Raw genomic sequence first — 13,511 nt, forward strand, 5'->3', positions numbered from 1 at the left:
CATGAGAAATATCATCATACCCCTTGCTTTTTTTACTCTGGCTTCTGCGGGCTGCAAAACACGCCCAACAAGTACGCCCGTAGCATTTCCTTCATTTTCTACCGAGGCCCATCGCGGAGGACGGGGGCTCATGCCAGAAAATACGATACCAGCTATGAAAAATGCCATCGATCTTGGTGTCACTACACTGGAAATGGATACGCACATCAGTGCTGACCAAAAGGTAATGTTGTCACATGATGATTTTATAAATCCACTCTTCACCCTGGATCCGGAGGGAAGGGAAATCGCAAAAACGGACAATAAGAAATATCCACTGTATACAATGACCTATGCTGAGATAAAAAAATTTGATGCAGGTTCTAAAGGTAATACAGGATTTCCTCAGCAGAAAAAAATCAAGACCTATATCCCTTTGCTGGCTGACGTAATCGATTCAGTTCAGAACTATATTAAATCAAAAGGTAAACAGCAGGTATTTTATAACATTGAAACAAAGAGTAAGCCTGCGGGAGATGATAAGCTTCATCCTGCTCCGGAAAAATTTGTCGACTTGCTTGTAAAGGTTCTCGACCAGAAAAAAATTACTCCATACTCCGTTATACAATCCTTTGATGTTAGAACCTTGCAGGTGATCAATCGTAAATACCCGCATATTAAGACCTCTTTGCTGGTTGACAACGATAAGACTTTGAATGAAAACATTGCCATTCTTGGATTCAAGCCATTCATCATCAGTCCTATAGCGAGAATGGTAAACCAGGAATTTGTTAGCCAGGCGCATCAGCAAAACATGAAAGTAATTCCCTGGACTGTAAACACAGCAGACGAAATATCCAGGATAAAAAGCCTGGGTGTTGACGGAATTATTTCAGACTATCCAAATCTCTTAACCAAGTAAGATGAAGTTCAACATTTTCAAGCCAGCACCTCACAAAGAACTACTTCCTGTCGATCGTCAGGATCCGGAATATAAAAAACTCAGGCTGCAGGTATTCCTGGGAATTTTTATCGGTTACGCCGGATACTACCTTGTCAGAAAAAACTTCTCCCTGGTAATGCCGGATCTGATAGATCAGGGATATACCAAATCGCAGCTGGGAATTGCTCTTTCAGGTGTTTCTATAGCCTATGGACTGAGCAAATTTTTAATGGGCAATTTATCAGACCGCAGTAACGCCCGGAATTTTCTGACGATAGGTTTGGTCTTATCAGCATTCACGATGATTTTCATGGGATTAGTACCTTTTGCTACATCATCTATCGCCCTGATGTTTATTCTGCTATTTATAAACGGCTGGTTTCAGGGCATGGGCTGGCCCGCGAGTGGTAGAGTGATGGTGCACTGGTTCTCAACAAAAGAACGCGGAACCAAAATGTCGATCTGGAATGTGGCGCATAATGTCGGCGGAGGATTGATCGGTCCTGTTGCGATTTTAGCGATCGCTATTTTTTCAGATTGGGAAAGCAAACTATATTTCCCGGGAATAGTGGCTTTATTTGTGGCACTGATAGCATATTTAATGATCCGCGATACGCCGCAGTCAATGGGCCTTCCTCCCATCGAAGAATATAAGAACGACTACCCGGTTAATTATTCAGCAAAACACGAAGAGGAGCTGTCTGCCAGGGAAATCTTCTTCAATTATGTTTTCAATAATCGTATGCTTTGGTATATCGCCATTGCGAATGCCTTTGTTTACCTGGTTAGATATGGCATACTTGACTGGTCGCCAACTTATCTTGAAGAAGCCAAGGGCTTTAGTGTTAAAGAGACTGGATGGGCCTACTTCGCCTATGAGTATGCCGGCATCCCGGGCACCCTTCTTTGCGGCTGGATAAGCGATAAGGTATTTAAAGGCCGACGCGCTCCTGCGACTATCATTTACATGATACTGGTATTAATAGCTGTAATTATCTACTGGCAAAATCCTCCGGGGAACATCTGGGTTGATAATGCGGCCCTGATTGCTATCGGCTTTTTGATCTATGGACCGGTGATGCTTATCGGTGTTCAGGCTTTAGACCTTGTACCTAAAAAGGCCGCAGGTACTGCAGCTGGACTCACAGGTTTATTCGGATACCTTGGCGGAGCCTTGTTTGCCAATATTGCCATGGGATTTGTCGTTGATAAATGGAGTTGGACTGGCGGATTTATCGTGATCGTTTTAGCTTGCGTATTGTCAATAATTTTTACCGCATTCACCTGGAACAGGGAAAAAGCAAACTTAAATCTCTAAAATACCTATGAAAAAGTTAGTATACATTTTTGCTCTATTACTTACAATTTATAACAGGCCAGCAGAGGCGCAGACCGCTGCCTGGGACAGCACATTTCGTCCGCCAGCTTACAATATAAAGGTTGACCAGTTTCGTTCGTACAAGAGCTCCCCGCGTGATTTTGTTTTCCTGGGCAACAGCATTACAGCCAATACCGACTGGGCTGAGCTACTGTCAGAAAAAAGGGCGAAAAATCGAGGCATTTCAGCAGATATTACTTTTGGTGTACTCGAAAGGCTATCGGATGTGACCAAAGGAATGCCCTCAAAAATTTTCCTGCTCATAGGAATTAATGACATTTCGAGAAATATTCCTGATGAACTAATTGTTAGGAATCTGCAGCGCATTGTGAGCAGAGTTAGAACCGAATCACCGCGAACCAGGCTTTACATTCATACGCTGATGCCTGTAAATCATACATTCAACAAATTTCCGAATCATTATGGGAAAGATCAGCACATCCTCTTTGTGAATGACGCTATACGCAAGCTGGCCGACAATGAAAAAGTATTTGTGATTGATCTCTACCCCGCGTTTTTGGACAAGGACAAACGACTAATTTCCGAATTCACCCATGATGGGCTGCATTTAACTGCAGCGGGATATAAGAATTGGGTGAAATTACTCCGGGATGGAAAATATTTGAAATAGCAGCGGATAAGCAGGGAATTTGCAAATTTAACCCCATGAGCCATTTGCAAATTCACTGAATATTCAAACTTCTTATTGATTTAAAACATTATAAAGTACCGCGGCAAGACTTGCACCTATTATTGGTCCCAAAACGGGTATCCAGGAATACGACCAGTCGCTTGAGCCTTTATCCCAAACCGGAAGGATAGCATGCATGATTCTTGGCCCAAGGTCACGAACAGGATTTATAGCGTACCCGGTGGTGCCACCTAGCGATAAACCAATCGCCCATACCAGGAACATTACGGGTATCGCACCAATTGACCCTAAGCCGACTGGAGTTTTGGTGTCGGTAATTTCAGCACTGGTGATATAGAAGATCACAAATAAAAGAACGAATGATCCGATGATCTCGCTGAACAGGTTTGCAGTAGTATTTTTGATTGCCGGACCTGTGCTAAATGCAGCAAGTTTAAGACCTTTATCGTCAGTAACTTTAAAATGATCGATGTATTTTAACCATACGACTAAAGCTCCCGTCATAGCTCCCAGCAATTGTGCAAGCATATATGACGGGACCATCGCCCATTCAAATTTCCCGGCAATCGCAAGAGCGATAGTTACAGCAGGATTCAAGTGCGCCCCACTATAAGGGCCTGCTACAACGACTCCAACAAACACAGCAAGCGCCCAGGCAGTTGTAATTACGATCCATCCTCCCCCATTCCCCTTTGTCTTATTTAAAACTACATTGGCAACTACCCCGTTGCCCAATAATATCAATAATGCGGTACCGAGAAATTCGGCTAAAAATGGCGTCATATTTTTTTACGGTTAAAGATTAAAACTACAAACTTACATTAGCTTTCGCTGCCTTTATTGCGCGGTTCCAGCCGTTAATCAACTCATCGTGATTCGCAAGTTCAGCTGGCTCAAAATTTCTGTCAACCTGCCACTGCTCAGCAATTTCATCCACACCACCCCAGAATCCCGTTGCAAGACCGGCCAGATAAGCTGATCCTAAAGCCGTTACCTCGGTCACTTTTGGTCGGATAACTTTGCTTTTTAGAATATCAGCCTGAAATTGCATCAAGAGGTTATTGGCAGTCGCACCGCCATCGACTCTAAGTTCAGCTATTGGAGTGCCTGCATCGGCTTCCATAGCTTTCAAAACGTCCCTGGTCTGGTAAGCGATACTTTCCAGTGCAGCCCGGGCAAAGTGCCCGGAATTCGTGCCTCTTGTTATCCCCGTGATCGTGCCGCGAGCATGCTGATCCCAATGCGGCGCACCTAATCCCGCGAAAGCCGGAACCATGTAAACGCCGCCAGTGTCCTTAACTTTTGCAGCAAGATCTTCAACATCTCCGGAAGTTTTAATTATCCCCAGCTCATCTCTAAGCCATTGTACTACAGCTCCTCCAATAAATATACTACCCTCCAAAGCGTAACTTACCTTGCCATTGATCTGCCATGCTATAGTAGTTAGCAGGTTGTTTTTTGATATGGTCGGCTTCGAACCAATATTCATCAACATAAAACAACCCGTACCGTAGGTATTCTTAACCATTCCTACTTCTGTACACATTTGACCAAAAAGGGCTGCCTGCTGATCTCCGGCAATTCCTGCGATTGGAATTTTCGCTGCAAGGATATTTCCTGCGGTCTCACAATAGACTTCACTCGACGAACGAACATCAGGAACCATGGAGTTTGGAATACCAAATGTATCCAGCAATTCCTGGTCCCACTTCAACGTATTGATATCATAGATCATAGTTCGGGAAGCATTGCTCACATCGGTAACGTGAGTGGTGCCGCCTGATAATTTCCAGATCAGCCAGCTGTCAATTGTCCCGAAAAGAAGTTTCCCTTCATCTGCCTTTTGCCTTGCTCCTTCTACGTTCTCAAGAATCCACCTGACTTTAGTAGCTGAAAAATAAGAGTCGATGATCAAACCGGTTTTATTCCGGATCATTTCACCATGAGTTTTACGAATAGAATCACAATAGTCTGAAGTACGGCGATCCTGCCACACAATAGCGTTATAAACAGGCAGGCCTGATTCCTTGTCCCAAACTACCGTTGTTTCACGCTGGTTTGTAATTCCTATCGCGTGAATATCTCTTGCACCAATTCCAGCTTTTACAATTGCTTCAGCTGCTACTGCAAGCTGACTGGACCATATTTCCATTGGATCATGTTCCACCCACCCCGGCTGAGGATAAATTTGTTCGAACTCCTTTTGGGCAATGGCTTTAATATTACCTTTCCGGTCAAAAACTATTGCCCTTGAACTTGTTGTACCCTGGTCTAGCGCTAAAATATAATCTGCCATAAAATTACTTGGTTAATAAGATCTCTTCCGTTTCAATTTGTGGTTCTAATAAATATTGATTTGCTATTGCCTTGAATTCTCGGACCTGATCTTCAATCCAATCGGCTCCTTTATTCAATTCAGCGGCCATCAATTTTGCTACGTCCCTGCTCATTTCCATAGCTGCCCTTACATCGACAAATAATATTCTAAGTCTGCGTGCAAGAACATCTTCGACTGTATAGGCCATTTCGTTTCTCACTGCCCAAACAATCTCTGCTTTTATATTTGGAAAATGCGGATGTAATTTAGCATTCCATTCGGGATTCTCGTTAACCAATTCTTCAATAAACGGCCGGTCGGTCCCATAAATTTTTAAATGGCTTTTGGAAGAACTGACCTCTGAAGAATGAATTCTTAACTCCTTAGTCACACATTTCCTGTCCTCAAGATTCGCGGTACGGATTACCTGATTGACTGTTTCTTCGGACATTTTTCTGTAAGTAGTCCATTTACCACCTGTAATGGTAACCAGGCCAGAATCAGAAACGATCAGCTTATGGTCGCGCGATATTTCCTTGGTACTGTTCGTATCATTTTTCCCCGGAGCAGCAAGTGGTCGCAAGCCAGCGAATACGCTCAGGACATCTTTTTTAGTCACTTCCGTTTTAAAATACTGGGAGGCTGTGCTCAAAATAAAATCAATTTCCTGGTCTAAAGCACGTGGTTCCAGACTGTGGCTTTCAATTGGTGTATCTGTAGTACCAACTAATAAACGGGAATGCCATGGCACTGCAAAAAGAACTCGCTTGTCCGAAGTTTCAGGAATCATTAAAGCCGAGTCACTGTTCAGAAATGAGCTATTTAAAACTACGTGAACTCCCTGGCTTGGTCGAACCAGCTTTTCTGCATTAGGGATATTCATTTGAAGAATATCATCAACAAAAACCCCTGTTGCATTCACCACAGCCTTTGCATATAATTTATGCTTTGTTTCAGTAATGGAATCAAAAGCACTGACACCTGAAATTTTGCCATTTTCGTCCTTTAAAAGACCAGTTACTTTTACATAATTAAGGACAGTCCCGCCTTGCTCCATACACGTCTGGGCAATATTTACGGCTAGTCTCGCGTCGTCGAATTTCCCATCAAAATAACTTATTCCTCCAATTAGACCTTTGTCATCAAGTCCGGGTATCTTTGCACAAACTTCCTTCCGTGATAAAAATTTCGACCGGCCAAAACTGTATTTTCCGGACAGCCAGTCATACATCTTAAGTCCTGCCAGATATTTCGCTACTGAGAACCAGCTAAAACAAGGGATGATGAATTCTTCTTTTGAGACCAGGTGTGCTGCATTTACCTGGAGCAATCCCCGCTCTCTTAAAGCCTGGTATACCAGCGAAATATCTCCCTGCGCAAGATACCGCACCCCTCCATGAACCAGTTTGGTGCTTCGGCTGGATGTTCCCTTTGCAAAATCTGATTGCTCAAGTAAAAGTGTTTTAAATCCGCGGGAAGCAGAATCCAGGGCCGTGCCTAAGCCCGTGGCACCTCCCCCTATCACGATGAGGTCCCATTCAGTTGTTGATCCAAGAATTCCCCGTTCCTGTTTACAATATTTCATTAGTATATAATCTGTCTTTTATGGCTACAACCCGCTTGATGCTATCCTATGACTATCAATTGTTTTAAATATGCTGTGCGCCGGCCACGGGTTGCATAAAAATAATAAATCGAAATAATACGCAATTATAATAAACATTTCGAAACCATTTGCTTATTCTTTAAAAAAAAATAAGCCTTGCCCGGCAAGCGGTTTTATAAGCAATTTTTAATAATTTTTCCTTATTTTGCATTATCACAAAAGACGTCATTACATGAGTAGTTTAGCCGAAAGACACCAGTATATTATTAAAAAGCTTCAAAAGGAACAGTACATAAATGTGGTAGACCTCTGCGCTGAACTAAAGGTTTCGTCTGTAACGATTCGAAAGGATTTAAAACTTTTGGAAGATAAGAATCTGCTATTCAAAATTCACGGAGGAGCAACCCTGAGCAATCCATATACAGTCGACCGCTCAGTAAACGAAAAAGAGAAGCTTCAGTCTAATGAAAAATCAAGTATAGGTCAGGTAGCTGCGGACCTGGTCAAAGAGAACGATTCTATCATTATTGCTTCTGGCACATCTGTGCTGGCCTTCGCCCGCTGTCTTCCTGTAAACCTGAACCTTACCGTAATCACATCGGCATTAAACGTGGCCATGGAATTATCACGGCATCCAAACACCGAGGTTATTCAGCTTGGCGGAATGATGAGGAAAAGCTCAACATCTGTAATGGGCCCTTATTCTGAAAATATCCTAAAGGACTTTTTCTGCAATAAACTATTTCTTGGTGTTGATGGAATCGACCTTGAATTCGGCCTGACTACGACGAATATGATGGAGGCACACCTGAATCGCCAGATGATTAGCGTTTCCCAAAAGACTATTGTTCTTACTGATTCGACGAAATTCGGCAAACGCGGCTTTGGCAAGATCTGCAATATTGATGAAATCGATCATGTAATTACTGATAAGGGCATTTCTGATCATACAGTGAAACAACTGGAAAGTATGGGTGTGAAGGTTACAATCGTCTAATCAATCCTTCAATTGTCTTACCAATACTGCTGCAAATAAGATGAATATTGGAATTATCGGCCTTGGTGATATGGGCTGCATTTACGCAAAATCATTTGCTACAGCCGGCCATCGCGTGTACGGATGTGATCTTCCTCATCGCACTGAGCTGCTCAAGGCTGAACTTGAACCTGCGGGGATAGAAGTACTTGCTGACGGAAAGGAAGTTTCGAGAATTTCCGATGTAATTTTTTACTCGGTGGAAGCAGAACGAATTGCAGAGGTAGTGCAGTTATATGGTTCTTATACGAAACACGGAGCCATTGTCGCCGGACAAACGTCCGTTAAACACCCTGAAATTGAGGCATTTGAAAAATTCCTGCCCAAAGACGTTCACATCATTACCTGCCACTCTCTGCATGGGCCCGGTTTTGATCCTAAAGGGCAAAAAATGATTGTCATTCCTCACCGGACAAGTAAAGAAGCATACCAGCGAATGACAGATCTGCTATCCGGACTGGGTTCCGTAATAAACGAAATCCCCGATTATCATGAACACGATAAAATCGTGGCCGATACCCAGGCTGTTACCCATATGGGTTTTGAAAGCATGGGGACAGCCTGGAAGGAAGCGGGATTTTTTCCATGGGAAAATGCTTCTTACCTCGGCGGTATAGATAATGTGAAGATCCTGATCACTCTCCGCATCTTTAGTTACAAAGCCCACATTTATGGCGGACTGGCAATACTGAATCCTTATGCACGCCACCAAATAAAACGTTATGCTGAATCAGAATCTGAGCTGTTCAAGCTTATGATAAAGGAGGAAGAAGCAGCATTTAGAAAACGACTATATCAGGCGCGGGATTTTATATTCGGCAAAGATCACAAACCGCTGATGCTTGATGAAAAAGTTATGCAGGAGTTTTCACTATCTGCCGGTTCGGAAAGCAGGAAGCCCAATTCACATTTGAGCCTTTTAAGCATGGTTGATGCATGGCATCATCTTAAGGTAAATCCTTACGATAACCTTATCTGCCAGACCCCACCGTTTCGCTTGAGGCTTGGAATTGCAGAGTATCTTTTCAAAAATGAAGAGTTGCTGGAAGAATCTATCAACGCTGCTCTTTTTGACAAAACTATACGCGGCGATGATCTGGAGTTTCACTCTGCTGTTCGTGAATGGTCGTCTATAATTGTTTATGGCGACATGGAAGGTTACAAACAACATTTCGAACAGGTTAAATCCTTTTTCTCAGAAAGACTCGATCAGGGTAGAAAACAGAGCGCAGAACTAATAAGAAAACTTCAGATGGAATAGACTGAGGTCTGAAGTCAGAGGTCTGATCTGATTCCCGACATTAATTTTCGTAAACCTATAGTTAGAGCCGCTGGGAGTGATCATTTTTACAAATAGTGGTGCGCTGATAAAATGTTTTATTACTTTTATCTTTACTCCGTTTAGCTTTATAACCATTGCGCTCTCTAATTAAAGTTGTTTTACTTAGCACATTTTTGTGGCTGCTTAATTTTAATTTGAGCTATGCCCAAAACTTGTCAAATAAGGGTACAGACTTCTGGCTGGCTTATGGAAACCATGTAAGAGGCTATACGCCGGTGATTGGGCAGGAAATGATTGTCTACATCACATCCGATGTGAACACTTCAGGAATACTAAGCGTCGGGGGGACGAACATTCCCTTCACCGTCACGGCTAATGCAATCACCAACGTAAATGTTCCTCAAGCTGCATACTTAGGAAATTCGGAAGGAAAGATCACTAACAAAGGCATCCATATTACGTCACTAAAACCGGTGGTTGTATACTCACATATCTATGACACATCAGTGTCAGGTGCAACGCTTGTTTTACCCACAAATACCCTTGGGAAGGAATACTATTCAATTAATTATCAGCAAGTTTCAAACGATGATAATTCGTTTTCATTCTTCTTTGTCGTTGCCATTGAAGATAACACCCAAATAACTATCAAACCTTCAGTCAACACCTTAGGAGGATTGCAAGCTGGCGTAACTTCTGCTCCGATTTCACTCAATAAAGGCGAAGTATATCAGGTTTTTGGCACTAAAACATCATCGTCAAACCCATTTCGCGGAACAGACCTGACAGGATCAGTAATCAAATCAATATCCACAAGTAACGAAATCTGCAAAAAAATAGCCGTTTTCTCCGGCAGCGGGAAGATCTCTATTGGTTGCCTTGCTAACAATGCCCCGAACGGCCAGGCTGGATCTGCTGACAATCTGTTTCAACAGGTATATCCAACCGCTACCTGGGGAAATTCATTTGTAACAGTACCCTCAAAGAATCGGAATTACGATATCTATAGAGTTTTTAAAAGCGACCCAAGTGCGGTAGTGAAAGTAAATGGAGCTATCATCCAGTCCACAGATTTCACAAATGGGCTGTATTACGACTTCCCTTCGCAGGTGGTTAACTATGTCGAATCAGATAAGCCTATCCAGGTCATACAATATGCAGTTACTCAGGGGAAATCGATTAACTGCGCACCTATTGCAGGGGATGTTGGTGATCCGGAAATGATTTTCCTGAATCCACTTTCGCAGACTTTAAGCAAGATAACGATGTATTCGACACCATTGTTTCAGATCTTGCGGCACTATATAAATGTGGTAATACCAACCAGCGGGGTTTCATCATTTAAAGTCGATGGGGTTTCCAAATCAGCACTCTTTTTACCAGTTGCCAGTGCGCCCGGCTTTTCTTATGCTCAACTTGATATGAATGCGGGAACCCATAATCTTCAGGCAGATATTGGTTTCAACGCTATAGCTTATGGTTTTGGTTCAGCGGAGTCTTATGGATACGCCGCAGGTGCAAGCCTGGAATCTGCGGGATTACAGGCTCGATCAGCATCCACGAAACAAGTAAAAACAGTGGGCTGCATTAATGAAGGATATAATTTCGACGTGACACTGCCATATGAACCCACTAAACTCACTCTTGATCTGGACAACGGAGACCCGGCTGTGCAGGTGCCTATAAAGCTCACCAAAACTGAAGTGATAAATGGTGTAACAAACTATACTTATGAGGTTATTAATGATGTAAAATTTACCACAGCCCGACGTTATTCCATAAAGCTTATCGTCGAAAAATCTACAACCGATGGATGTGGCTCAGCCGATGAAGTAAATCTTGATCTGGACATGCAGAATGTCCCCCAGTCTTCATTCACCTCAGACATACAACAGTCCTGCATTTCATCACCCATCACATTTACAGACGGAACAGTCTCAAACGGAACCACAATCGTAAAATGGTATTGGGATTTTGGTGACGGTATAAAAGAGATAAAAACTACAGGTGAACCTGTGCAGCATAGCTATGCCGCTGCAGGAGATTATAAGGTTTCCCTGGTAACCGAAACCGATGGAGGCTGCCAATCCTCGCCTATAACGCCCTTGGCAATTCACATAAATAGAACTCCGGATGCATTATTTTCCGTTCCGGCTCTAAAGTGTGAAACACAGGCCTTTCAATTTACAGATAAATCCGTCGCCAATGAGGGATCGATCACGAAATGGAACTGGGATTTTGGGGATGGAAACACGTCGACGGAACAAAATCCAGTTCATTCGTTCTCTAAAGCAGGAACATATGTTGTAAAACTCATAGTGCAGACCGATAAGGGCTGTTTAAGTAACGAGTCTACACAGAATGTTGTCGTTAATGCAATACCGGAAGTTGCGTTCGAAGTTCCTGACTTCTGTCTTGCAGACGGAGCCGCTCAATTCACCAACAAAACGACAATCGCTGACGGCACTGGCTCTCAACTTACCTATCTGTGGGATTTCGGTGATTCACAGGCAAATGCACAGCGTCCAAATACTTCCACACTTAAAGATGCTTCACACCGCTACACCAAGGCCGGCCGATACACTGTCAGGTTGACCGTTAAATCGGCTAATGGCTGCGAAGTTACGATCACCAAAATGTTCGTTGTAAATGGAAGCGTTCCAAAAGCCGATTTCAACATAAAAAATCCAGGCGCCTGCAGCAATGGGCTGGTAGAATTCGAAGACAAAGTGGTAGTCGATCTCGATGAAGAAGTCACAAAGATCGAATGGATTTATGATTTCGCCAACAATCCAACGGTTAAGGAAATTGATGATGAGCCTGCAATCCGGGCAGCACCTACCCGTGTTTATTCTCATAAATATCCAACATTCACCTCGCCTGCTTCAATGACCTACCAGGTCAGGATACTTGCGTATACAGGGGGAACCTGTGTAAGTATCATCACTAAAAGCGTGACTGTCTTGGCAGTCCCGTTGGCAGAATTTGACCTGCCCCCGGCTTGTTTGACGAACGGAACGGCTGAATTCAAGAATAAGTCGAGCATCGCCGGAACAGGTCTGACGCTAAGTTATGCGTGGGATTTTGGTGACACACTCTCGACACCTCAGAATCCAAATATATCAAGTGAAACTGACCCTGCGCATAAATATTCAAAAGCTGGGGATTACATCGTGAAGTTAGTGGTTACTTCTTCAAGTGGATGTTCAACAACCATAATCAAAACCCTTACAGTTGCTGGCAGCGTGCCTGATGCCGCATTCACAGTTCTTACTCCGGATAAGCTGTGCAGCGATGCACCAGTAATTTTCGAAGATCATACAAAAATCGCTTTCGGGGAAGTCACGAAAATAGAATGGTACTATGATTATGGGAACAATCCCAGCCTGAAATTTACTGATGATAACCCGGCAAAACGTACTGACTCTCCTCGGCAGTATACCCATTCGTACCCGATGTTCTTCAGTCCTGCGACTAAAACAGTCATTGTAAGAATGCTGGCTTTTTCTGGAGCAACCTGTGTGGATGAAGAATTAGTCTCGGTGACATTACATGCCGTACCGCGTGTCCAATTTGACCCAATCCCTGACATCTGCTCTGACTCGCAGCCGATTACTCTCACTCAGGCTAAAGAAATACATGGTGTGTTAAGTGGTAAGGGAACCTATACAGGCAAAGGCATAACCGCAACTGGTCAATTTAGCCAGGCAATAGCAGGCTTAGGGACACACACCATAACTTATACTTTTGTTGCAGACAATGGCTGTGTTGATTCCAAAACACAAACAATAACTGTTAATCCAATTCCTACTGCAAGCCTTGGTCCGCCGCTGTTTGTGCTGGATGGAGCAGACATCAAGCTTCCTGCAGTGGTCACTGGTAATATCATATCATATAAATGGAGCCCGGCTCTTTATCTGGATAACGATGATATTCTTGTCCCTGTAGCTAAACCTACTGATGATATAACATACACCCTGACTGTTACCACGGATAAAGGCTGCATAGCCACAGCCAGCGTATTCGTCAAGGTTCTCAAAATGCCTGAGGTCCCTAATTCATTCACACCTAATGGCGATGGTGTTAACGATACCTGGAACGTAAAACATCTCGAATTTTACCCCGGGGCAACCGTCGATATATTCAATCGATACGGTGACAGGCTTTTTAAGATCGAAAATTATCTGAAACCCTGGGATGGCACCTTTAATAGCTCAGAGTTACCGGTAGGTACTTATTACTATATCATTAATCCGAAAAACGGGCGAAAGGTTGTATCCGGTTCGGTTTCAATTATACGATAGAAAAATAAGTCCGT

The 13,511-nt window shown here is 43.2% G+C and carries 9 protein-coding genes; 6 read left to right on the forward strand and 3 right to left on the reverse strand.

The window, feature by feature from the left end; translation table 11 throughout:
• Position 1 precedes the first annotated feature (1 nt).
• From B5X60_RS07315 to B5X60_RS07325, 3 genes are read left to right on the forward strand one after another with little or no spacing between them, the layout of a single operon-like run.
• On the forward strand, positions 2-901 hold the full coding sequence (locus B5X60_RS07315; RefSeq protein ID WP_079701938.1) for a glycerophosphodiester phosphodiesterase family protein: 900 nt from the start codon (positions 2-4) through the stop codon (positions 899-901).
• 1 nt (position 902) lies between these two features.
• Positions 903-2,240: a glycerol-3-phosphate transporter gene (gene glpT / locus B5X60_RS07320; RefSeq protein WP_079701939.1), complete on the forward strand. Its 1,338-nt coding sequence runs from the start codon at positions 903-905 to the stop codon at positions 2,238-2,240.
• Positions 2,241-2,247: 7 nt separating this feature from the next.
• On the forward strand, positions 2,248-2,931 hold the full coding sequence (locus B5X60_RS07325; RefSeq protein ID WP_079701940.1) for a GDSL-type esterase/lipase family protein: 684 nt from the start codon (positions 2,248-2,250) through the stop codon (positions 2,929-2,931).
• A 72-nt stretch (positions 2,932-3,003) separates the two neighbouring features.
• Here the strand turns inward: B5X60_RS07325 and B5X60_RS07330 are convergent, their stop codons facing one another.
• From B5X60_RS07330 to B5X60_RS07340, 3 genes are read right to left on the reverse strand one after another with little or no spacing between them, the layout of a single operon-like run.
• Positions 3,004-3,735, reverse strand: a complete 732-nt coding sequence (locus tag B5X60_RS07330) for an MIP/aquaporin family protein (protein WP_079701941.1) — start codon at positions 3,733-3,735, stop codon at positions 3,004-3,006.
• A 25-nt stretch (positions 3,736-3,760) separates the two neighbouring features.
• Positions 3,761-5,248 (reverse strand): glycerol kinase GlpK, encoded by a 1,488-nt coding sequence (gene glpK / locus B5X60_RS07335; protein WP_079701942.1) that lies wholly within the window; start codon positions 5,246-5,248, stop codon positions 3,761-3,763.
• A 4-nt stretch (positions 5,249-5,252) separates the two neighbouring features.
• Entirely contained in the window at positions 5,253-6,854 is a 1,602-nt protein-coding gene (locus B5X60_RS07340) for a glycerol-3-phosphate dehydrogenase/oxidase (protein ID WP_079701943.1), read from the reverse strand.
• A 253-nt stretch (positions 6,855-7,107) separates the two neighbouring features.
• Here B5X60_RS07340 and B5X60_RS07345 point away from each other — a divergent pair, with 253 nt between their 5' ends.
• From B5X60_RS07345 to B5X60_RS18565, 3 genes are all read left to right on the forward strand, one after another.
• Positions 7,108-7,872: a DeoR/GlpR family DNA-binding transcription regulator gene (locus tag B5X60_RS07345; protein WP_079701944.1), complete on the forward strand. Its 765-nt coding sequence runs from the start codon at positions 7,108-7,110 to the stop codon at positions 7,870-7,872.
• Positions 7,873-7,912: 40 nt separating this feature from the next.
• Positions 7,913-9,172, forward strand: a complete 1,260-nt coding sequence (locus tag B5X60_RS07350; protein ID WP_079701945.1) for a prephenate dehydrogenase — start codon at positions 7,913-7,915, stop codon at positions 9,170-9,172.
• A 233-nt stretch (positions 9,173-9,405) separates the two neighbouring features.
• Positions 9,406-13,497 carry a PKD domain-containing protein gene (locus B5X60_RS18565; RefSeq protein ID WP_139377391.1) on the forward strand — a complete coding sequence of 1,364 codons (4,092 nt, stop codon included), beginning with the start codon at positions 9,406-9,408 and terminating at the stop codon, positions 13,495-13,497.
• The last annotated feature ends 14 nt before the right edge of the window (positions 13,498-13,511 follow it).

Origin of the sequence: Daejeonella lutea (assembly GCF_900168015.1) — a bacterium.
GTDB classification, from domain to species: domain Bacteria; phylum Bacteroidota; class Bacteroidia; order Sphingobacteriales; family Sphingobacteriaceae; genus Daejeonella; species Daejeonella lutea.